This window comes from Pseudoselenomonas ruminantium (assembly GCF_900113715.1).
GTDB lineage: Bacteria > Bacillota > Negativicutes > Selenomonadales > Selenomonadaceae > Selenomonas_A > Selenomonas_A caprae.
This window is the reverse complement of sequence record NZ_FOQK01000002.1, coordinates 107,052-127,409: the sequence shown is the minus strand read 5'-3', so window position 1 is coordinate 127,409 and position 20,358 is coordinate 107,052. Positions and strand designations below refer to the sequence as shown.

The window sequence follows — 20,358 nt, the reverse complement described above, 5'->3', positions numbered from 1 at the left end:
CTGCGGCATCATCATGCCGGGACTGATTGTCAGCCTGTTACCCCAACTCTGGCAATCTCCCCCACAGATCCGATGCCTCCAAATGGTGACGAGGGCTAGCTTCCACGTAAACAGGCGGTCTGACATGTCAAGATTTGACATGTCAGACCGCCTGTTTGCGCAGGTTATCCCTTTGCTGCCTGCCAGCTTTTCCAAATCTCCGGCTCATAACCAACGGTTGACTCTTTGCCGTTCCTTACCACCGGTGTCTTTATGACCTGCTGATTCTCCAGAAGCGTCTTCAGCTTATCGGCCATATAGGTTACGCGGGCTAAGGCTTCTTTATCCTTGCAATCCGGATTGATCATCCCATCGATGCCTCCATGGGCCCTGGCCACGGACTGGAATTCGCCTTTGCTCATGCCCTTGTCCAGCATGTCGATGAATTGGAACTTTATTCCGCGCTCTTTAAAGAACCGCTGGGCTTTCTTCGTATCGTTACACTTCTTGGTGCCGAAAATCTGTATATTCATATTTTCCTTCTTTCACAACTGATGCATAAATTTTTCGCAGGGACTTGGGCCGCAGCAAGTTCAAATCCTCCGTCGCCGCCAGCTGACTGAGTATCGTTTCCACAAAAGCCTGCATGTTCGGGCTCATGCCAACACCGGTGGCACATTTATTCTGCCACCATTCGTATTCGGCCTGAAAGGTGAACTCATCCCGGCCGTAGGCCTTAGCTGCCCCCAGGCAGTCACATATCATTTCCACCGCGTATTTATAGGGCATATCCTGGGGATGGGCGCCATGGTCAAAATTATCCCACCAAGCCTCATAATGATGGAGATTCCGTCCATGATGGTGAATCCAGGCCATGGACAGCCCATTGTTTTCCCGTTTGCAGATCTTTATCGGCGAAACCTTGCCATTGTAGTATTTTACGCTTTCGATAAACTCCGTCGGCGAAAATTTCGACCAGTCGTGCATAAATCCCTGCCACGGAATCCCCGCAATGCAGCAAAACCGAAACACCCAATACTTATGACGCAGGATCATCCAAGTATGACCACAGACACGTTCCACCAGATTCACAAACACAGCCTCCAACTATCGACAAATATTCCTTATCAAGTATAATACCTTTCGCGTGTCCTGTATATCCTTTATTTCCTGCTGCTTTTCTCTATTTCAGATATTTTTCCTCCAAGTTTGCCAAGGTCCCGTCCATCTTCAGTTCTGCCAGTACAAAGTTAATGTAGTTGAGCCATTCCTGGTCGCCTTTTTGCATCAGGATACCACAGGAGTGACGCGTGAAGGGCTTGTCCTTGAGTGGAGCGGCCAGCCGCTTGTCCATGCGGACATAATGTGCAGCCTCTACGGTTTCCGTAATCATGATGTCCGCCTTGCCCTCGGCAATCTGCCGGGGAATATCCGCATTGTCATCATGAACGATAAGCTGGGCCTGCTTGAAGATGACCAGCCTCCGCATTTGTCCCCACCAGCATCAATACTGCCAGCAATAGCAGGCATATCCGATTAACCAGCGCAACTTTTTTCAGCATAACTGTTCCACCTTCCCACCATTCAGCTTTCATTCAGCTCCGCCAAACCATTCTGCTGCAAGATTTCTTTTACTTTTGCATTGACTCCAGAAAAACCTAGAGGTCTGCCGCAGTTTTCCTGTATCTCAAGCAGCAAGCGGATTCCTGCCGATGATATATACTTCAGTCGGGTACAATCAATCCTTATCCCTTCAATGTTTCCGCCATGATTGGCTTTCTCCCACACCAGCAGCAGTTGCGGTGCTGAGATGGTATCAAGCCTACCACACAACGACAGGTGCAGGATTCCCTTTTCCAACGCATATTCCATCGCAAAGGACTGCTCTTCCATGAACCTCGCCGTATCGTGTAATCCCTTTGTCTCGTCAAGGGTAATGACCCAATAATGACAATGCCTCATGGCCTCCTTAAAGCGCACAATCTGCTCTGGAGCAAGCTGCTTATAAACGCTTAATTCCGGCATATGTTCCCCAAGATTAATCTTCTTGGCCTTGAGCCGTGTCCCTTGTCGCCATGAGTTTCGCCAGCGATTCTTCGCCGAAAACGGCCTGGAAAGTGCCGCAAAACTGCAGCGCATATTCAGGGTCAGGCGTTATCCAGCAGCCGCCATATTCGCTTAGCAGGCATTGGATATTGGCGATGACGGTATCAGCCTCGTCATCACTGAAATACATCATCATGCCCTCGGTTGAGATACATAAGGGCCCGCTAACATCATACAAGGCAGCTTTCAATGAGCTGTAATTGGTAGCGTCTACTCCATAGAAGGTCACATTTTCCGCTTGGCCAGCCAATTGACGGATAATCGGTTCTATTTCCTGTATGACGATTGGCAGATCCAGTCCAACAAATTTCCTGCCATGTTCCGTCATATAAATTGCCTTTGGCGTATAGCCGCAGGGCAAATCTACAGAGGTCATAATCCCAGACGCCTCAATCAAGCGGCACATCGTGCGATACTTGGCCTCAACCACCAGCGCATTGCCCAGGATGGTTTCTTCATCCTTCATATTTTGCAGCAGTGCCTTATCGTCTAAAGCCAAGGCACAGGCAATCTCCTCAGCCCCTGGTATTTTCGCCCTTTCCATCAAGCACACAGCTGTCTTAGCGGTTAGATATACGGGATTGACTCGTGCCTGCATACTCTTTACTGACATTTAGGGACCTCCATTATTTCTACGCAAATACATTCCGGCAAATAGCATCGCCCATGGTTTCTTCCCAGATATAGTTGTTGCTGAACTTACCGACGCTGCGGCTGTACCTCCTGCCTTCTTCCTACGCTCTACAAGAAGGGAATTCATTGCAACACGCCCCAATCAGCCGCCACAGACGGGGCGATATTTTTGAGGGAATCAATCAATACCACACAGTCAGGGCGTACCCTCTGCAGCACAAAGCGCATCTTGTCCTGTGGGATGGCTACGCAGCCGCCAGTGTATGGTTTCATCGGCGCCGTGCAGTGCAGGAAAATGGCCGAACCCTTGCCAAGCTCACCAGCCTCATTGTAGCTGATGTTCAAGCAGTAGACATAGTGAACCGTATAGTCAGCGATATGCTCGCTGGCTTCTTTATCAAGGCCTGGGAACTTGCGGATATCCACCATCTCGTTATATCTCATGCCGGGACGCATGTCGCCAGACCAATAGATATGTTCATCTACCTGCGTATAGGGAATGGCACAGCCAGTGTCAGGGGCAATACCGAAGGCCTTGTTGAAACGGAAGACGCCCACCGGCGTCTTGCTGTCGCCCTCCTTGGTCTTGCCCAAGCCATTCTTGCCGATATAGCCCGGCGTAGTCATGACTTGCTGCCACTGACCATTTCCGTCCTTTTCATGCATTGACACCCAGGCCGTAGTCTGTTTATTTTCCACCCTGCAGACTGCTCTTGGTATCCTGCTCCGCACTGCGGATATCTTCCTTCATATCCTTAGCCAGATTGATATCATGGAACTTTTTGTCATCAGGCAGTATCATCGTGAACTTATCCGTCTTGTCCAGATAGATAGTCCCTTCTTTCAGCGTGAGTTCTAAGATATGACCGCCCTTTTTCTTGTCGTCCGACAAGAAATGGAAATGCCAGCCCGGCGAGTTGAGTCCCGCCATATAGCTGGGGCAATACAGGCCCACCAAGGTGCCGTTGATGTTCTTCTCCGTAAACTCCGTCTGTTTCCCCTTCAAAGCTTCCACCAGCGTAGGATAGGGCTCCTTGCTGCCATATTCGCTCCGGAACAGCACCGAATCAAATTGCGCATGGAGTTTCACCATATAGAAACTGTTGGCGCCCTGTTTCTGGACGGTATCGTTCAAGACCTTTTCAAAGGCTGCCTTATCCTTGATATCCTTGAGGCTAACGGCAATATCCTGGTCAAAAAAAGTCACGGTGGCATACGGGATGATCGTCTTGTCCGGGGCAACGATGACGCGCCCATCGCCCAGCGCCTGATAGACCTTGCCATCGAGCACGATCATCTCGCCATTTAATCCCTCGAACGTACCGATTCCCGTATCGCCAAGCGCACGCAGCTGCCCGGATGTGACTGTGCCGCCAAAATATCCTTGAGCCAGCGACTGCAAGAGCGCTACCTGCGCAATGCTTTCCCGATCAGCCGCGGCCGCATAGCCCGTGCTGCCAAGCAGCAGACCTGCCAGAACAGATGCCAAGATTTTCTTTGTCCGATACATAAAGAACGCTCCTCTCTATATTCAATGCTTATTTACTGACATAGCTGCGTTTCTCGGGGGGAATCTTATCCCAGGCAATCGCATTGGCCGCGATATGCTTTTTGAGCCCCCAGGCCGCCGCAATGCCCGCGGCTTCGCCGATGCTCATGCAGGTGGGCTGAATGCGCATCGAGGCTTGCAGGATGAAGCTGGCACTGATGCAGCGTCCCGCCACGATAAGGTTTTCTACCTCCTCCGTCACCAATGAGCCATAAGGGATCTCATAATAGCCGCCCTTGGGCAGCTTCTCCGAAACCTTTTCCCCATGGGCATCGATGAACCAGGCCGTACGGCAGACCGCGTCGGCAAAGCGGCTCTGGCTATGATAATCGTCCTCCACCAGATAATGCTTGCCACGGATGCGCCAAGACTCCCTGGCTCCCAGCATGGCCGCCTCCCGGCTGATGAAGGCCTTCTCAAACCCGGGCAGATGGGCGATGAGGTAGCTAGCGATATTATGCATCATGCGGCGGCCATAGGCTACGGCCTTGCTATAGGAAACGGGATCGGTGGCCGAAAACTTCACAGGAATCTCCGGGCAGTTCATGCTCATGACACCATTCTTGCCAATAATGGTATAGGCCTGCATGTACTCGGCCTCTTCCTGTGTGATTTCGCCGCTTGCCACACCTTTTGCCATCAGATCTTCGAGCTTATACCGCTGCTTGCGGTGCATGGCCTCGGCGATCTCAAAGTACGGCGGCTTAGACTTGCACCAGTCCTCTTGGAGCTCCACGGCCACATGCTGATAAAGCCTGCCGACATCGATGCCGCCCATCTCAAAACGGAAGGACAGCGGCTGGTTGTTCCCGGTCTTTTCGTAACCACGCTCATAAGGAACACCTGCCGAACGCGAAAGATAGGCATCGCCAGTACTGTCGATAAAGGTCTTGGCCTGGATGGCTGCCAGGCCCGCAATGGTCTGGACGATGCAGGCCGTAAGTTTTTGGCCCTCTACCACCGTATCGACCACCACCGTCTGAAAGAGAACGTTCACGCCAGCTTCGCTGCACATCTCATCATAGATGAGGGTCAGCGTCTCCGGATTATGCCAGGTCTGCTGGGTCACGCCATCAAAAGGCTCGATGCCATGCTGGCGCAGGCGCGCCTTGACCTCGGCCACATAGGGCGTATCGCTGTCCGGCGCATGGGTATCCATAAAGGGATAGACGCAGCCAAGCACGGCCAGGCCCCCGAGGGCCACGCCACGCTCGATCAGCACGGTTTTGGCCCCATTGCGCGCCGCCATAATGGCCGCTGCTGTTCCCGAGGGGCCGCCGCCAGCCACGCAAACATCTACCGAAAACAGCACCGGGATTTCCTTGCCCCCATAGTTTATGGTGCCTGCCTTACTCCCTGCAGCGCTTACGGTATCTGTCCCGCCAATCGCGCCTTCTGCCAGGACCCCTATGGCGGCCATACCGGCCATTTTCATGAAATCACGGCGGGAAATCGGAATCGAAAAAGATTTTCCCATGGAAGTACCTCCATTCAAATTTGACTTGTCAATTGACCGCTCAATCTGCTCGCATATAGGTCTCTAAAAAGTCAAAGACATGCGTAAAATACTCTTTTGGTGCCGTATTCTTGGCGTCAGCATGGCCAGCACCTGGCACAATCCATTTGATGGTGTTGATAGCCGAAAGTCCATCCGCACCGCCGCTAAGGGCCGCTTCAGCCTCGGGGCTCATGCGCGCCACATTCGGCGTGAGTTTCGCAAGGATGGGAATGCTGGCTCCGCAGCTGCCGTGCGGGTGCCAGCCCTTCTGGGCAGGCCGTATCACACGGAACAGCACCACAAAGGACACAATTTTGCACGAGCCTGTATTTCCCCTTTTCGCCCAGAAACATCCCATCACCTCCTTTTATAAGGCACAAGGGGCTGAATCAACTCAGCCCCTCGCCTGCTCTCCCAATGCCATCATTTGGCCTGCGATGCCATTTCCTTCATCAGCCAGTCATGGATTACCTTGTTATCGATCTTGCCATCGGCCGTATTCTCATCGTTATAGAATGCTTTGAAATAGCTCGGCAGTTGTTCATTGATGAGCTGGATAGCCCAGGCACCTTTATTTTCGCCGATGCCATAGATAGCATCCTTATTGACGCCATAGTTCTGGCGGACATCCTTTAAGATTCCCCGCAGGACATTCATGCCTTCCGTGCTCGTCAGATGACCGATGCGCGCATCAGAAGCCTGCGTAGTCTGGATAGTCAGCACGATCGCATACTGCTGGTTTTTCTCCAGCTCGTCCACCCAGGCGCTGACACCATCCGGCTGTTTCAGCAGGGCTCTGCCATCGGTCTCCCCGGCCACATCATTGATGACGACAATCAGCGGGTAAGACTTGCTCGAGTCATACCAACGCGGCAGGCAAAGCTGATACTCAAGCTGTGAGCCCATATCCTTCGAACTCACAAAACGCTCCGAGGCTGGCAGCTTATCCTCAGCCGAATCCTGTCCTGGTCCCACTGGCACGCCAGTACGGGTCTCCATGGCTCCCTGCGTAGCCGGGCGGAACTCTGCCTGAGCCGTCATCGCACCAATGCCAAGGCTTACGCCAAACGCAGCAACAGCAACAGCCGTCACGATTTTCTTCTTTTGCATGATAGTCTCCTCCTTAACCTTTCCTTTATGTTTATTTGCTTACATAACTACGCATACTTTCTGGAATCTCTTCCCATTTGATTTCGTTTATGGCAACATTCTGGGAAAGCCCCCAGGCAGCAGCAATGCCGGCTGCCTCCCCCATGCTCATACAGGTCGGCTGTATGCGGAAGGACGCCTGCGCGGCGAAACTGCCGCTGGCACAACGCCCCACAACCAGCAGGTTGGACATCTCGTTGGTTACCAAAGCACGATAGGGAATCTCGTAATAATCGCCTTTTTTCAATTTCTTGAAAAGATCAAGTTTCACATCGTGGATGTCGATTGGATAGGCCGTGCGGCAGACTGCATCCGCAAAATGATGGGCCTTCAGGTAGTCCTCGGCCTCCATATAGTATTTCCCACGAATCCGCCAGGACTCCCTCACGCCCACCATGCTTGCCTCGCGGCAGATATAGGCATGCTCAAAGCCCTTGATATTCTTGATGAAGAAAGCCGCCAGACGGCGCATCATCTTCCGGCCGAAGGATACCGCCTTGCTGTAAGAAACCGCATCGGTGGAACTGAATTCCAGTGCTGGCATCTCCGGGCAGTTCATGGACATTACGTCAGGCTTGCCCGGAATTGAGAAGGCCTGAATATACACGACATCATCCTTTGTCAGCTCGCCCCGCGACACACCGCCTTGGAAGAATTTCGCCGTGGTTTTCATCTTATCGAATTCCACGAAGGGTGTCCTTCCGTCTTTCAAGGCATCTATTATGAGTCTGTCAGACAATGGAGTTTTCCAGCCGTCCTTTAACTCATCGCGAAAGAAATGATAGACTTTCGCCATATCAATACCGCCCATTTCAAAGCGCAGGCTCATGGGCTGGTTGCGTCCGGTCTTTTCCGAGCCCTTTTCGACGGGAATGCCCACAAACCGGGAAAGCAAGGCATCGCCTGTGCCATCGATGAACACCTTGGCCTCTACCTTTCCCAGCCCTGCTACCGTCTGGACAATGCAAGCGGTGATCCTCCCCCCATCGGTCTGCGCCCCCACTAAGGCTGCATTGTAAAGGATATCCACTCCCTGCTCCGCGCACATTTCCTCGTAGACAAGAGAAAGATACTCCGGCACATATCGCGCTCTGCCGCCACCGTAAAAGGTATCGCTGTCTGTGACATCTTGAAAGGGTGATACTCCCTGTTTTTCCATGCGATTGTTCAGATCCGTGATATAAGGCGTGTCACTGCCCTCGGCGAAAGTTGGCATGCAGGGAAAAACGCATCCTTGCGTCGCCAGACCACCAAGGGAAATACCACGTTCGATAAGGACAACTTTCGCGCCTTTGCGTGCAGCGCTGACAGCCGCTGCCGTTCCCGCGGCACCGCCGCCAACCACGCAGACATCAGCACTCAGAAGCGGCGGCAGCCCTTTGCCACTTGCTCCGATTGGTGCAGCTGCGGCTTTGCTGCTATGGACAGCCGCTCCTGTCAGCACACCTACGGTCCCCATCCCGACCAGTTTCATGAATGCACGGCGGGAAATCGGAATCGAAAACGATTTTTCCATATGCTCCTCCTAAAACTTACTATCCTCATCTCTTTTCTTCATATGCCGATCGTGTTTATTTGCTTACATAACTGCGCATACTTTCTGGAATCTCTTCCCATTTGATTTCGTTTATAGCTACGTTCTGGGAAAGCCCCCAAGCGGCAGCAATGCCGGCTGCCTCGCCCATGCTCATACAGGTCGGCTGTATGCGGAAGGACGCCTGCGCGGCGAAACTGCCGCTGGCACAGCGCCCCACAACCAGCAGATTGGACCTCTCGTTCGTTACCAAGGCACGATAGGGAATCTCGTAATACTCTCCTTTTTTCAGTTTTTCAAAGAGATCAAGTTTCACATCGTGGATGTCAATCGGATAGGCCGTGCGGCAGACTGCATCCGCAAAATGATGGGCCTTCAGGTAGTCCTCGGCCTCCATATAGTATTTTCCGCGAACCCGCCAGGACTCGCGCACGCCCACCATGCTTGCCTCGCGGCAGATATAGGCGTGCTCAAAGCCAGGAATATTCTTGCTGAAGAATCCAGCTAAGCGGCGCATCATCTTCCGGCCGAAGGATACCGCCTTGCTGTAAGAAACGGCATCAGTAGCACTGAAGTTCAGTGGCGGCATCTCCGGACAGTTCATCGACATTACAGTGGGCTTGCCAGGAATCGCAAAGGCCTGGATATACAGGATATCATCCTGGGTCAGTTCCCCGCGAGCAACACCCCCCTGGAAGAATTTCTCATTCTTTTTCCACTTGGCAAACTCAAAGAATGGCGGTTTCTTCTCTTTCAGAGCGTTCTCCACAATATCAACGAACAGGCCTCGTGTATAATCATCTTTCAATTCCTTTTGAAAGAACTGGAAGACCTTGCCGACATCAACGCCGCCCATCTCAAAACGCAGGCTCATCGGCTGGTTATGTCCCGTCTTTTCTGAGCCCTTTTCTACAGGAACGCCGGCAAACCGGGAAAGCAAGGCATCGCCCGTGCCATCGATGAACACCTTGGCCTCTACCTTAGCCAGGCCTTCTAGCGTCTGGACGATGCAGGCAGTGATCTTGCCGCCATCACTCACAGCTCCCGCTAAGGCAGCATTGTAAAGGATCTCAACACCAGCCTCTTCGCACATCTCATCGTAGACATACGAAAGATATTCTGGCACAAATTGTGACCTGCCACCACCATAATAGGTATCGGTATCTATCCCCAGGGATGGCGATGCCCCCTGCTTTTCCATGCGTTTGTTCAGATCCGTGATATAAGGCGTGTCACTACCATCGACAAAGGTTGGCATACAGGGAAATACACATCCCTGGGTCGCCAGACCGCCAAGGGAAATCCCCCGTTCAACCAGGACAACCTTCGCGCCCTTGCGTGCGGCACTGACAGCAGCAGCCGTCCCCGCCGAGCCGCCGCCAACCACACAGACATCAGCAGTCAGAATCGTCGGCAGACCTTCGCCACTTGCCCCCAGCGGTGCAGCTGCGGCTTCGCCGCCAGGAGCAGCCGCTCCAGCCAGCATCCCTACAGTCCCCATGCCGACCAGTTTCATGAATGTGCGGCGGGAAATCGGAATCGAAAAGGATTTTTCCATAATACGCCTCCCCTATAGTAATATTTGAAAAAAGAAAATAATCTGACATTACATCTCTATATTTCTTTCTTTTTGCTACAATCCCTGCTAAAAGGCAAAAAAATTGACCGGTCAAACTTGACCAGTCAAACTCTCCTTGCCGCTATTATTTATGCAGATATTTCTGTTGCCGCATTGTTCGCCGTATATTCCGCCTGAAGTTTATCCAGGCCAGACATGATTGCATCATAAGTATCTGTCACCTTTCCCTTGGGCAGATTGCTACGCAGGCTGCCACCGTTGATAAAGGCGATATCTGCGCCAGCAGCATGGCGTATCGCATCGGCGGCCAGATTGCCAAGCTCAGATTCCTGCTTGCGCACGATGGCCCGCTCACTCGTCAGTTCCCGCGGGCTTTCCGCTACGACTTCTTGCATCTCTTTATCCACCTGCGTCTTGATTTCGCTCAGGGTCTGCGCCACGCCATCGCTAGGCTTAGCTGCCAGTTTCTCTACCCCTTGCCGATCCAGCAGCATGCCCTGCACCTTGCGTACTTTATGATCCTTGACCACAAGCTCCACCTTGCCTAAATCATGCCCATAATATCCCGTCTGGCAAATCAAGGTCTTGCCTACTTTCAGCCCTTGGGGCAGCGTCGTATGGCTGTGGCCATCGATGATCACATCAAAGCCCGGCACCTCCTTGGCAATGCGCTCGGAGGTGATTGCCGAGCTCTTATCTACGCCCATATGCATCAGGCCGATTACCACATCATGGTCAGCCCGCAGTTTTGGCAGGAGTTTCCTCGCAATCACAAGGGGATTGGCAAAGGTAACGGCCGCTACGTTGTCGGGATTCGTCTTATAAGCCGTTTCCGGTGTCGTCAGCCCCACGACGGCCACCTTGACGCCATGGAACGTAAAAGACTTATAGGGCGCAAAGATACAGGTTTGACTGCCCTTATCGTACAGGTTGGCACTGATTTAGCTTTCCTTAGTATTCCGCACGTTTCCTTATTTTCCTGCTAACTTGAATCTCATAAACCGTCTACAGCCTTTCCTTTTATTTTACGCTTGGCAAAATTTGAACAATGACGTTATAATAACAGACAGCAGAACATGACAACCGAGGGGATAACCTATGACGAAAAAACAAACGCCCCTTGACCGCTTGCGGGACAAGGGCTATAAAATAACACCACAGCGCCGCGCCGTCCTGCAGGCCTTTTCCGCCTGCCCGCCGTTCCCGACCGCCCAACAGATCCGTGAAGAAGTCCGCAAGCAGCAGCCCGACGTATCGCTCGATACGATCTACCGCAACCTTTCCTTGCTGACAGAGCTCGACATCGTCCACGAGATCTTCCGCAGCTCCGGCAATGTCTATGAGCTTGCCGATGCGGCCCATCATCACCATCATCTGGTCTGCACCGAATGCGGTCATACCGAATGCATCGATGTCTGCCCGATGACCGATGCCTATGCGCAGGAGGCTGCGAAAAAAGGCTTTGCGATCACGGGCCATATCTTCGAGTTCTACGGGCTCTGCCAAAAGTGCCAGCAGAAAAAACATAAAGATTGACAAGTCAAGGGCAAGCGTTGACAAGTCAATGACAAGAGCAATGATAAAAATTATCAAACTGCTCTTGTCATTTTTATTTTGCATGCTATAATCGTAAATAGTAATATTACTATTTACTTATTTTCTTTTCTAGGAGGTCATCACTTTGAAATGCAAAACTTCGTTTTTCTGCCTGCTCGCCGCCTTCTGCCTGATGCTCACCGGCTGTGGCGCGGGCAGCACGAGCTCTTCACCGGACGCCGCCAAGGACGGCAGCTTCCACATTGTCACTACCTTTTATCCCATGTACATCGACGCCATCAACATCACCCAGGGCATTGACGGCGTCACGGTCACCAATATGACCAAGCCGCAGACCGGCTGCCTGCATGACTACCAGCTGACCACCGAGGATATGAAGACCCTGGAGAAGGCCGATGCCCTCATCGCCAACGGTGCTGGCATGGAAAACTTCCTCGGCAAGGTCATCAAGGAACAGAAGGACCTCAAGGTGATTGACGCGTCAAAAGGCATCGAATTGCTGAAAGATGGCGATGAGGAGAACCCGCACGTCTGGCTCAGCATCACGTCGAGCATCGAACAGGTCAAGAACATCACCGCCCAGCTGAAGGAAGCTGACCCGAAGCACGCTGATGCCTATCAGGCCAATGCCGATGCCTATATCCAGAAGCTCGAGGCCCTCAAAAAGGAAATGCACGAAACCCTCGACAACGTCCCCCATAAGGACATCGTGACCTTCCATGAGGCCTTCCCGTATTTTGCCAAGGAATTCGGCCTGCACATCCTGACGGTCATCGAACGTGAGCCGGGCACGGAACCTACCCCCTCCGAGCTGCAGGCCGTCATCGAACAGGTCAAGCCCCTCACAGCCAAAGTCCTGTTCACCGAGCCGCAGTATTCCCCTGCCGCTGCTCAGACCATCGCCCGCGAAACCGGAGCCAAGATCTATACCCTTGACCCGGTAGTGACTGGTGAGGCCAACGAAGCTGCCATGGACGCCTACCTTACGACCATGCGCAAGAATATGGAAACGCTCAAAGAAGCTCTGCAATAACCAAATAAAAAGGTGTGGACAAGATGCCCTCGCATCTGTCCACACCTTTTTCATTCCTGGCTGCTCACCAGCAGCGACAAGTTCAAATGGTTAGCCGCTCTGCCGAACAGCCCCGCCCGCTCATAACGTATCCTTTTCCATGTCATGCACCTTCTTCCAAGGCATCCACAGACGGGCAGATGGAGAGGAACATATCCATCCGGGATATTTCCAGCACCTCCCGCACGATACCCTGCGGGGAGCACAGGCAGAAAGGCTGCGACGCATCCTCTGCCTGCTTGGCCAGCAGCAGCAATACCCGGATTCCCGCACTGGAAATATAAGCAAGCTCTGACAAGTCAATCGCCAGCCGGTCTGTCTGCTGCAGCAGCGTCTCACCTTCTGCCTGTACCTGCGCTGCTGTCGCGCGGTCCAGCCTTCCTGCCAGCTGCCAGATATGCCAGCTGCCTTTTTCTGCCTGGGCAAAGGTCATTGCCAGATCAGTCATCCTGTCGTCCTCCCTTGTCCTCTGCCGGTCCATGATACACAAAGCCCAGCATGGTTATATCGTCTGATTGCTCTGCCGCGCCGGCATGTCCCTTGACGGCAGCCTGCACGCTGTTCAGCATCCCGGCTGCGTCAAAGCCAGGCTCCATGTCTGCCAAGGTCTGCCGCAGCCGCGCCTCGCCGAACTGCTCATGCTGCTCATCCATCGCCTCAGTCACGCCATCGGTATAAAGCAGGACGGCTGTGCCGCGTGTCAAGGTAAGCTGCTGAGTTGTGAACGCCAGCCCGCTGCGCACGCCCAGGATGGGGTCCTTGGCCATGGGCAGATACTCCCAGTCCTGCCCCCTTCCCCTGATTGGCGCATTATGGCCCGCATTCACATAGGTGAACCGGCCCGTAGGCAGATGCAGCACACCGATGAAGGTGGTCACAAACATCAGCTCACGATTGCTTGCCGCCAGCGCATCGTTAGCTGCCGCCACGATGTCGGCCAGCCGGGCCGCTGATTTTTTCATCAGGGCCTGATCCTTCAGCAGGGTCTTGGCAATCACCATGAACAAGGACGCCGGAACGCCTTTATCCGAAACATCGGCAATCGTCACTACGAGGTTGTCCTCGTCCATGAAGTAGAAATCGTAGAAATCGCCGCCAACGACCTTGGCCGGATGCATCATCGCGGTAAGGTCTACCTGCCCCTTATAGCGCTCCGCTTTGATAGCCTCTGGCAGCATGCCGGCCTGGATGCTCGCAGCTACTTCCAGCTCCGTCTTCGCGCGCTCTGCCTTGGCCGTCGCCTGCTCCAGCTCCTTCATATGCCGCTGGAGCTCATCGGTCATGGCATTGAAGCAGATGGCCAAATGGCCGATCTCATTGCTCTCATTCATGTCCAATTTTTTGTTCAGGTTGCCGGCGGTGATCTCCTTCACCCCTGCTGCCAGCTGACGGATGGGCTTTGTCACCCGGGCAGCCATAACGCCGCTACTGTAAAACGCGAGGAGCAGCAGCGGAATCAGCAGCAGTGCCTCCTTGCCTGCCGTCGCCAGGAAGATCTGCTGCACATCCTCTTCAAAGCCTTCCATCTTCGCCTGCACGTCGCCGCTGGCCTGCTGCGCTGGCGCCATGACTACATCGGTACCGATCAGCATGCCGAAGCTCCAATGCAGCTTGTTCATCGGCGCATAGGCCAGATAGTATTCCTTGCCCTCTACGGTCACGCGCATGACATCGCTTTCACCAGCCACCATGTGTCCGGCCGCCTCGGCCAGCGTTTTCTCCCCGGACTGCCGGATATCGAGATATTCCGGCACAGCCGCCAGTATCCCCTCCTGCTCAGAGGAAAAGGCGATGTTGCCCTTATCGTCCAACGCAAAGCAGATGCCCTTGATGCCAGCAGCCACATCCATCACCTGCTTATGGATGTCCTCCACACTGCCGCCGATGCTTACGACACCGGCAAAGCCATCGGCATCATAGTACGGCATCGCACAGGAGACCTCCAGATAGCCATCCTCGCCCAGATAAACCTCGGTGAAGCTCAGTGCATCTTCCCGCTGTGCCAGCTTATACCACGGCCGCTCCCGCGGGTCATAGTTTGCCAGGAAATCGGCCTTCTTCGCCGCCGAGGGGAATATCGATTTTTTCCCCACCGCGCCAGGGATGATGTCGACGCAGATCATGTAGCCATGCTTGGAGGCCGCCAGCAAAGACGTGCGGTAATTCTTATAGGTCAGGCTCAGCGGCTCCAGCGCATCGACGATATTCCCCGCCAGCCCGATCTCCTGCGCTATAGGCGCTGGCATCTCCTGCCGCTTGAGCGCGGGACTGTAATGGATATACGATATCCCCGAAACGATATCCTCGGGATTGTCCGACGACGGCAGCTGACGCGGCCGGTAATACTCCGGATGCGTCAGGATGCGCGTCATGGTCTGGGCGAGGATGGTCACATCCTCACCATTGATCTCGAGCTCCCGGTCAATATAGCTGGCTTGCGCCTCGGCGAACTGCCGCAGCCAGTCCTTGGCATTTTCCTCGGCCGACTCCCCCACCGAGTCGGATACCAGGCGGCTGACGCTCCTGCCATGATTTTCCAGTGCGGTGCGCGTGCTTTCCAGCGCATACAAAGACAAGGCGCTGACGCTCAAAAATATCAGCAGGCCACATGCCAACACCAGCACAAGCACCTGATTCCTGATACTTTTCTGCCTCGCCGCCTTGATCTGACGAATCCATGCTTTGATCTTTTCCATCGATGTCTCCCTCTCAAGCAGGCCCCATGCCTGCCTGATCTTATAGCTATTCATTCTATGGATTCGCCGCACCACCAGCCAGTTCCTTCCTCGCAGGCGATAAAAAAGCTCACGCTGCCGCCAAGGCCCCGGATAGGCAAAAATGACCGGTCAGATTGGCGCGTCAAGCGGTGCCAGTCTGACCGGTCATTTTTGCCTGTATTCACTTGATGAATCTTACCTCTCGGCAGATTTCTTCGTATACCCTTTCCTTGCGCTCGTTGAAAATGACTTTGTTTTCCTCGAACAAGTTGCGCCCATGGGTGTCGATAGAGACAATGAGCGGGCCGAACTCCTTGACCTTGCTCGTCCACAGCGTCTCGGGCATGCCCAGATCCATCCAGTTGGCCTGGATGATCTTCTCGACGCAATCGGCTGCCACCACCGCGCAGCCAGCGGGGAATACGCAATGCAGCGCCTTATGCTCGCGGCAGCCGCGCATCGTGCCATCTCCCATGCCGCCCTTGCCGATGATCAGCCGGACACCGGTTTCCCGGATGAACGCTTCCTCAAATTTCTCCATGCGCATCGAGGTCGTCGGGCCGACCGTGACCATCTCGTAGTCATCTTCACCATGCTTGCGGATAATCGGGCCTGCGTGCAGGATCGCACCATTGCGCACGTCGACAGGCAGCGGGCGCTTTTCCTCGATGACGCGGCGATGGGCCACATCACGGCAGGTCGTGAGCTCACCAGTCAGATAGATGACATCCCCCACATGGATATCTTCCAAATCCTCGGCACTGATGGGTGTCGTAAGTATCTTCTTTGCCATTAGAAATCCACCTCCGCATGCGAATCGATCGTGTAGTTGAGCTCCCGGTCAAAAACGATATGCCCGCGGCGATGCGACCAGCAGCCGACGTTGACCGCCACGCCAATGACCGACGGATGACGGGCGCTGTTCTCGATGTTGACGCCCATGACGGAATTCTTGCCGCGCAGCCCCTGCGGGCCCAGGCCCAGCTTGTTGATGCCATCCTCCAAAAGCTTTTCCATCTTGGCGGCCTTGGGATTCGGGTTATGCGAGCCCAGCGGCCGCATGAGGGCCCATTTGGACTGCAGGGCCGCCACTTCCACTGAGGTGCCGATGCCAACGCCGACCAGAAGCGGCGGGCAGGCATTGAGGCCATAGCTCGTCATGACGTCGAGAACAAACTTCGTGACGCCCTCATAGCCTTCACCCGGCATCAGGACCTTGGCCTGTCCTGGCAAAGAACAGCCGCCCCCAGCCATATACGTATAGATCTCGCAGTCATCGCGCCCCGGCACAATATCCCAGAACAGCGAAGGGATGCCGAGGGCGACATTCTTGCCCGTATTGTACTCATCAAAGGTCTCCACGGCGTTATGCCGGAGCGGCGCAGCCTTCGTCGCCTGGATCACAGCCTCCCGCAGCAGCACCGGCAGCTCGCCCATATAGGGAAAGCCAGCGCCGCATTTGATGAAGAACTGGATGGCTCCCGTATCCTGGCAGCTCGGGCGGTTGAGCTTCTGCGCCAGCTCCTGATTCTCCCGCATCGTCTGATAGATTGCCTTGGCCAGCGGCTCTTCCTCCTGCGCAGCCAGCTCTGCCAGCTTCGCGCGCACATCATCGGGCAGGCACTTGCCGGAAAAGGCCAAAAACTTCGCGATGGTATCCGTCATCCGGGCTACCGCCTGTTCTTTCGTCATACTATCCTTCCTCTCCGCACACAATAACACAATCCTTGGAATTGCTTTCGTTGCTCTTATTATAATTTTGCTTTCCATATAAGTCGAATACCAATATAATTATAGTAAGCATAAGTCTGCACTTATAACCGAGGAGGTTTTTCCCATGGAGTTCCGCCAATTCCGCTACATCCTGACCGTCGCACAGGAAGGCTCGATTTCCCGCGCCGCCCAGAAGCTCTATATTTCCCAGCCATCCCTCTCCCAATCGATTGCCGGCATCGAGAAGAAGCTCGGTGCCCCCCTTTTTGACCGCAGCCTCACGCCGCTGCGTCCCACGCCCCTAGGTGAGCTGTACCTTGACACGGCCCGCCGCATCCTGGCACTTGACGAAGAGTTCCAGCAGCGTGCCGATGATATGCTGCAACGGTCTGCGGGTCACATCATCATCGGCAGTTCCCCCTTCCGCAGCACCTACCTGCTGTCGCGGTTCCTGCCCGCTTTCCAGCGGCAGTATCCCTCGATCACTGTCGAGCTGCTCGAAAACACCACGCGCCAGCTCGAGGAACTGGCCCTCGCAGGGCAGACCGATGTCATCCTGTCGCTGCAGCCCATCGACACCAGCCATTTCATGACGGAAAACCTCTTTGCTGAGGACCTGCTGCTGGCCCTGCCGCCCATGCATCCATTGTCCCAGCATTACAGCCTGCCGCATACACCAGCACAGCCTTTGCCCCAGCTGCCTCTTGCAGCGCTCAAGGATACGCCGTTCATCACCATGCACCCCGAGCAGAAACTGCACAGCCAGCTCTATGCCCTCTGCCACGAAGCAGGCTTCACGCCCCAGAGCCTGTTGGAAACCCGCAGTCTCGAAACCGCACTGTCCCTCAGCGGAGCAGGCCTCGGCGCCGCCCTGCTGCCCGCCCCGCTGATAGAGGGCTTCCGCCCCCAGGAGCCCCCCTGCTACGCCGCCATCGACACCCATCCCCAGCGGCAGGTCGTCATTGCCTGGCGCAGGAACCGCTACCTTTCCCATGCTGCCCGCACCTTCGTGGGCAAACTAAAAGCCTATTGCCAGCAGCAATAGGCTTTGTCCACGGATCCATCTCCTAAGATGATGCTACGAGCCAGCCATCCCGTCCCCGTTCCTTCACTTGGTAGAGGGCCTGGTCGGCCGTGTGCAGCAGCGATTGGTAATCCCTGCCATGCAATGGCGCCAGCGCGATGCCGATGCTGGCACTCAGGCGCGTGCACTTCTCCCTATCGGTCTCAAGATTGTGCGCCGCTTCATTGATGCGTTTGGCCACCGTCGTGACCATCGCCGCCGGCAGATCGTTCAAGACGAGGATGAACTCATCCCCGCCAAAGCGGCCCACAGCATCCCGCGAGCGAACCACATGGATAAGGCTCAGCGCAAACTGGCGCAGGATCATATCGCCGCGCTGATGTCCCAACGTATCATTGGCTTCCTTGAAATGATCCAGGTCGATGATCAGCAGGGCATGGCAGCAGCCCTCAGACAGAGACGACGCCAGCACCTCTGCCCCCGCCTCCTCGATGCCCCGCTTGTTGAGGACACCCGTGAGCGCATCTTTCTGCGCCATTTCCTTGTAGAGCCGCTTGCTCTTATTGGCCGCCATGAGTTCCTTGACCGTCGCCATAAGCATGAGATTCTTCTCCTGCAGCAGATCCTTGGCCTTGCGCATCGATACCTCATGCCGGTTTATCACGGCAATCACGACCAGCAGCAGTGCGACCAGGCCGCCCATCAGCCCCGTCTGCAGCGGATAGAACGCCAACAAATGCTGCAGCGAGAAAACCGGTTTCGTGGCAATGATATGTTTCTGCGTGATGCTGGTCCGGGTCTCAGGATTGATCTGCGTGATCGCTTTGTTGAGGATGGTCTGCAGCATCCGCGGCTGGCGCGGCGAAAGCGCCAGACTCATGGGGATATTGATGGACGTATCGGGGATTATCGCCAAATGCGGGTAGAAGCTCAAGGGGCGATCGATCTCCAAGATCGAGTTGCGCACCAAGGCCAGCGCATCGCTATGGTTGTCCACCTGTTGCAGCGTATCGATCACATCGGCACGGGAGTTCTTTATCTGCCAGTGCGGGAATTTCTGCTCCAGAAAGGCCATGAACGAGGCATCGGCATAGGGAAGCAGCAGCGTTATGTTCTCATCGCGGTCAGGGGGCGCAGACATCTTGCCCACCAGGGTATACGGGATCTCCAGCACGGGATTGGTATAGAGGAATGGCTGGTGGACTGCTGACCCCGCAAAGATATCCAGCATGACATCCGCCTTGCCGGTCTTCAGCATATTCAGGGCGTCGTCATAGGTCAGCACATGGATGTATTCGAATTTCACCCCGGAGTTTTCCGTAATCGCCGCGATCAGGTCCGGATAGATACCGCTGGCCTTGTCCCGGTTGTCATCATATTCGATATAGGGACGGACGCCGCCATAGACCACAAGCCGCAGCGGTGGCAGGCTGTTGATGAACTGCCTCTCGGCCGGCGTGTAATGCACGAGCTGGAAGTCCAGATTCTCCGCCAGCTTTTGCGACAGCTGCGATGCAAAATGCGGATTCTCTGTATCGAGCCGCTGCAGAGCCTGCTCCATTTCCCTGAGCTTGGGCTGCTGCCCAGCCGTCGTCACGATCTTCATGGGCACCCGGGCAAAGGCAAGGAAGAATTTCTCCTGTCCATAGCTCTGGGCAGCCGTATCCACCACCATATCCACGTCGCCTGCGGCCAACGCCGCCACCAGCGACGCATGGTCTGCATAGGTCTGCACGGCAAGCTGCACGCGGTACTCCTGCTGGAACTGCTGCAGGCGGGCTTCCAAGCTGTGCGCAGCCAGCACGCCTACCCGGGCATTTTCCAAACTGCTCAGGTCGCCGGCCCCAAATCGGTCTTCTTCGGGGCGCGTATAGAGCCCCACGATATCGTAACCAAAATCCCTGTCACTATAAATGAGCCCGTCGTGCTTGGCCAGAAAGCCCAGATATTCCAATGACAGCATCATATCCACATCGCCAGCCAGCAGCGGGGAAAAGATATTGCTGCCGGATAGATCCACCAGCTCATATTGGCTATCGTTATGCTTGGACAATTCATCCAGATAACCGATGTAATACTGCCACAGGACACGGGCATTGGCGACGCTCCTGTCTGGCGGCACAACCCCCAGCCGGATGGTCGCCCCCGCAGGGCTCTCCGCCAGGACTGCAGCTGGCAGGCCCACCAGCACAGATAGACAGATAAACAAGGACAGCAGTGCTTTCATACGGCAATTCTCCTCTGGTTC

At 54.7% G+C, this 20,358-nt stretch carries 22 protein-coding genes; 3 read left to right on the top strand and 19 right to left on the bottom strand.

The genetic code is table 11. The features are described from left to right. Nucleotides 1–164: 164 nt before the first annotated feature. From BM181_RS01725 to BM181_RS01665, 13 genes are all read right to left on the bottom strand, one after another. Nucleotides 165–512 (bottom strand): arsenate reductase family protein, encoded by a 348-nt coding sequence (locus tag BM181_RS01725; RefSeq protein ID WP_075441847.1) that lies wholly within the window; start codon nucleotides 510–512, stop codon nucleotides 165–167. Continuing rightward, nucleotides 478–1,071, bottom strand: coding sequence for a DUF5662 family protein (locus tag BM181_RS01720; protein WP_074514168.1), 594 nt, complete (start codon nucleotides 1,069–1,071; stop codon nucleotides 478–480). The genes BM181_RS01725 and BM181_RS01720 overlap by 35 nt, the downstream gene beginning before the upstream one ends. A gap of 91 nt (nucleotides 1,072–1,162) precedes the next feature. Further along, nucleotides 1,163–1,468 carry a transporter substrate-binding domain-containing protein gene (locus BM181_RS01715; RefSeq protein ID WP_075441845.1) on the bottom strand — a complete coding sequence of 102 codons (306 nt, stop codon included), beginning with the start codon at nucleotides 1,466–1,468 and terminating at the stop codon, nucleotides 1,163–1,165. A gap of 95 nt (nucleotides 1,469–1,563) precedes the next feature. Further along, nucleotides 1,564–2,004, bottom strand: coding sequence for an STAS domain-containing protein (locus tag BM181_RS01710; RefSeq protein ID WP_256211241.1), 441 nt, complete (start codon nucleotides 2,002–2,004; stop codon nucleotides 1,564–1,566). Nucleotides 2,005–2,017: 13 nt separating this feature from the next. Beyond that, nucleotides 2,018–2,698: a hypothetical protein gene (locus BM181_RS15220; protein WP_075441843.1), complete on the bottom strand. Its 681-nt coding sequence runs from the start codon at nucleotides 2,696–2,698 to the stop codon at nucleotides 2,018–2,020. A 143-nt stretch (nucleotides 2,699–2,841) separates the two neighbouring features. Continuing rightward, nucleotides 2,842–3,417 carry a L,D-transpeptidase family protein gene (locus BM181_RS01700; RefSeq protein ID WP_256211240.1) on the bottom strand — a complete coding sequence of 192 codons (576 nt, stop codon included), beginning with the start codon at nucleotides 3,415–3,417 and terminating at the stop codon, nucleotides 2,842–2,844. Beyond that, entirely contained in the window at nucleotides 3,407–4,228 is an 822-nt protein-coding gene (gene budA, locus BM181_RS01695) for an acetolactate decarboxylase (protein WP_075441841.1), read from the bottom strand. The genes BM181_RS01700 and budA overlap by 11 nt, the downstream gene beginning before the upstream one ends. A gap of 28 nt (nucleotides 4,229–4,256) precedes the next feature. After that, nucleotides 4,257–5,744 (bottom strand): FAD-dependent oxidoreductase, encoded by a 1,488-nt coding sequence (locus BM181_RS01690; RefSeq protein WP_143092077.1) that lies wholly within the window; start codon nucleotides 5,742–5,744, stop codon nucleotides 4,257–4,259. Nucleotides 5,745–5,784: 40 nt separating this feature from the next. Next, a complete protein-coding gene (locus tag BM181_RS01685; RefSeq protein WP_075441839.1) occupies nucleotides 5,785–6,123 on the bottom strand; it encodes a hypothetical protein in 339 nt (112 codons plus the stop codon). Between the two features lie 65 nt (nucleotides 6,124–6,188). Next, complete coding sequence (locus tag BM181_RS01680; protein WP_075428352.1) at nucleotides 6,189–6,875, bottom strand: hypothetical protein; 687 nt, start codon at nucleotides 6,873–6,875, stop codon at nucleotides 6,189–6,191. 31 nt (nucleotides 6,876–6,906) lie between these two features. Next, nucleotides 6,907–8,430: an FAD-dependent oxidoreductase gene (locus tag BM181_RS01675; protein ID WP_082336107.1), complete on the bottom strand. Its 1,524-nt coding sequence runs from the start codon at nucleotides 8,428–8,430 to the stop codon at nucleotides 6,907–6,909. A 55-nt stretch (nucleotides 8,431–8,485) separates the two neighbouring features. Next, complete coding sequence (locus tag BM181_RS01670) at nucleotides 8,486–10,006, bottom strand: FAD-dependent oxidoreductase (protein ID WP_256211239.1); 1,521 nt, start codon at nucleotides 10,004–10,006, stop codon at nucleotides 8,486–8,488. A 149-nt stretch (nucleotides 10,007–10,155) separates the two neighbouring features. Then, nucleotides 10,156–10,878, bottom strand: a complete 723-nt coding sequence (locus BM181_RS01665) for a bifunctional metallophosphatase/5'-nucleotidase (protein WP_075441837.1) — start codon at nucleotides 10,876–10,878, stop codon at nucleotides 10,156–10,158. A 247-nt stretch (nucleotides 10,879–11,125) separates the two neighbouring features. Here BM181_RS01665 and BM181_RS01660 point away from each other — a divergent pair, with 247 nt between their 5' ends. Both BM181_RS01660 and BM181_RS01655 read left to right on the top strand, forming a co-directional pair. Then, entirely contained in the window at nucleotides 11,126–11,563 is a 438-nt protein-coding gene (locus tag BM181_RS01660; RefSeq protein WP_075441835.1) for a Fur family transcriptional regulator, read from the top strand. 193 nt (nucleotides 11,564–11,756) lie between these two features. After that, entirely contained in the window at nucleotides 11,757–12,617 is an 861-nt protein-coding gene (locus BM181_RS01655; RefSeq protein ID WP_075441995.1) for a metal ABC transporter substrate-binding protein, read from the top strand. A 142-nt stretch (nucleotides 12,618–12,759) separates the two neighbouring features. Here the strand turns inward: BM181_RS01655 and BM181_RS01650 are convergent, their stop codons facing one another. From BM181_RS01650 to ttdA, 5 genes are read right to left on the bottom strand one after another with little or no spacing between them, the layout of a single operon-like run. Next, on the bottom strand, nucleotides 12,760–13,104 hold the full coding sequence (locus BM181_RS01650) for an STAS domain-containing protein (RefSeq protein WP_177207144.1): 345 nt from the start codon (nucleotides 13,102–13,104) through the stop codon (nucleotides 12,760–12,762). Next, nucleotides 13,097–15,352 carry a SpoIIE family protein phosphatase gene (locus BM181_RS01645; protein ID WP_177207143.1) on the bottom strand — a complete coding sequence of 752 codons (2,256 nt, stop codon included), beginning with the start codon at nucleotides 15,350–15,352 and terminating at the stop codon, nucleotides 13,097–13,099. The genes BM181_RS01650 and BM181_RS01645 overlap by 8 nt, the downstream gene beginning before the upstream one ends. A gap of 50 nt (nucleotides 15,353–15,402) precedes the next feature. After that, nucleotides 15,403–15,558, bottom strand: a complete 156-nt coding sequence (locus BM181_RS15215; protein ID WP_177207142.1) for a hypothetical protein — start codon at nucleotides 15,556–15,558, stop codon at nucleotides 15,403–15,405. Beyond that, nucleotides 15,555–16,166 (bottom strand): L(+)-tartrate dehydratase subunit beta, encoded by a 612-nt coding sequence (gene ttdB, locus BM181_RS01640; RefSeq protein ID WP_075441831.1) that lies wholly within the window; start codon nucleotides 16,164–16,166, stop codon nucleotides 15,555–15,557. The genes BM181_RS15215 and ttdB overlap by 4 nt, the downstream gene beginning before the upstream one ends. After that, nucleotides 16,166–17,065 (bottom strand): L(+)-tartrate dehydratase subunit alpha, encoded by a 900-nt coding sequence (gene ttdA / locus BM181_RS01635; RefSeq protein ID WP_075428357.1) that lies wholly within the window; start codon nucleotides 17,063–17,065, stop codon nucleotides 16,166–16,168. Before ttdA ends, ttdB begins: the two co-directional genes overlap by 1 nt. A 145-nt stretch (nucleotides 17,066–17,210) precedes the next feature. Between ttdA and BM181_RS01630 the strand changes: the two genes are divergently transcribed. Beyond that, a complete protein-coding gene (locus tag BM181_RS01630) occupies nucleotides 17,211–18,131 on the top strand; it encodes a LysR family transcriptional regulator (protein ID WP_075441829.1) in 921 nt (306 codons plus the stop codon). Nucleotides 18,132–18,153: 22 nt separating this feature from the next. Here the strand turns inward: BM181_RS01630 and BM181_RS01625 are convergent, their stop codons facing one another. Next, nucleotides 18,154–20,337 (bottom strand): GGDEF domain-containing protein, encoded by a 2,184-nt coding sequence (locus BM181_RS01625; protein ID WP_075441827.1) that lies wholly within the window; start codon nucleotides 20,335–20,337, stop codon nucleotides 18,154–18,156. Nucleotides 20,338–20,358 lie beyond the last annotated feature (21 nt).